The organism is Parendozoicomonas sp. 209JJ7-1 (assembly GCF_058147085.1).
In genome coordinates this window covers 1-1,520 of sequence record NZ_JBYVJU010000064.1, presented here as the reverse complement: position 1 = coordinate 1,520, position 1,520 = coordinate 1, and the positions used below count along the sequence as shown (strand labels likewise).

Genomic DNA, 1,520 nt, shown 5'->3' with positions numbered 1-1,520 from the left:
CGCATCCAGGTGACGCCTTCGGCGCACCTGATGCGGGCGTTAGGCGTACAATCAACCTCAAACATCACTGAAAAAATTATGGATATTAACCCAAAACCATATAAGAAAAGCCATGAGTTGCCTGATAATGTTACAAGCAAAAAGAGTGACGCCTCAGTTTCAAGACCATCTGGAATTGTAAGTTCAGCTACACATCATGAGTTTGGAGAAATACATTTCAATAAAGATTTAATTCCCGGTTCCTCAAACTCTGTAAATGCAATATGCAAGGAGTACATTCCCGATAGAAATGGAGGTTTTTTTAATCAAATAAAAATTGCACAATCTAATGGAGTAAAATTTCTTCTTTGTTTAATTGATGCTTATTGGAATGATAAAGATACCACGATTGCTTTAATCTCTTTCTGTTCAAGAAATAAAATACCAATCATTAACTTTGTATACGAAGAGAGTGCCGCTGCAGGAATAGAAACACCACAGTATATTATTGACCATCTTCCAGAAAACAGCAGAACAATAATGAAGCAGACAAGCTCAATTTTTTCAGCGCCTGAATCACATGAGCAGCTCATATTTCATCAACCTGATGCTCTGATTTTTTCTGGAGGAGTGGGAAGCTGCTGTGTTAAAGCTTCAACATTAGGAATAAAAAAAGGCTCTTTGCACTACTGCAAATATGGTGAAGAGTACGGTGCAATAGAGTATGGTTACCCTGTTTATACAGCGAAAGAGCTAATTATTGATGGCGGAGGCAGTCCCGAAGAAAGCTTTTATCGGTTATCTCATGAGAAGCTATTTCTATTTTCATCTTTATCTTTGCCATCACACCGCCTAACAAGTGGTTCCAAGTGACGCCTTCGGCGCACCTGAACCAAGCGTTATGCGAGCCGGTGCTCATCAATAAATAACGCGACAAAACTGAAGATTTAATGCGTAGATTTTTTGCACTTTTATACAAAAAAACCTGGTTGTGATAAAATTCACTGCTTTAATAAAGAAAAAAATATAGTCCCAACAACAACCCCAAGAACTCAAACAATGAAAAAAGTAGTTTTAGCCATTTCTGGAATTTTACTATCCGCTTGTTCAGCTAAGTCTCTCAATCCAGGTGCACAATTTGTTGAACTGGTAAATGAACGTCCAGACAATAACAAATGTAGATTTGTTGGCGAAATAGTAGGAACAAAAGGTAATTTTATAACTGGTGACTTGACCTCAAATAAAAATCTCGTAATCGGAGCTAGAAACGAATTACGAAATGAAGGTTATAAACTAGGTGCCAATATCGTCTACATTCAAGATATGAAAAACACGAATGCTTACGGTTCCCTTGGAACAACTAATACTACTGCAGTTGGTAAAGCATATAAATGTAGATCCTGAGTACAAAAAATTCGCATACAAGCGCATCCAGGTGACGCCTACGGCGCACCTGATGCGGGCGTTACATTCTTAAACCCAGTAAACTGCTGCAACAAGAATGAATCTATACAGAGCCGGTCAGTACCAGAAAAATCCTC

2 protein-coding genes are annotated in these 1,520 nt (G+C 38.4%); both read left to right on the top strand.

The annotated features are described in order from the left end of the window. The coding region (locus tag ACY2RQ_RS19295) for a hypothetical protein (RefSeq protein ID WP_490114641.1) at window positions 1-852 on the top strand (852 nt) is incomplete at its 5' end. A gap of 186 nt (window positions 853-1,038) precedes the next feature. Further along, window positions 1,039-1,383 (top strand): DUF4156 domain-containing protein, encoded by a 345-nt coding sequence (locus ACY2RQ_RS19290; protein WP_490114640.1) that lies wholly within the window; start codon window positions 1,039-1,041, stop codon window positions 1,381-1,383. Window positions 1,384-1,520 lie beyond the last annotated feature (137 nt).

Coding starts and splice junctions, on each gene's coding strand:
- ACY2RQ_RS19290 (WP_490114640.1), top strand. CDS start 1,039: ATGAAAAAAGTAGTTTTAGCCATTTCTGGAATTTTACTATCCGCTTGT.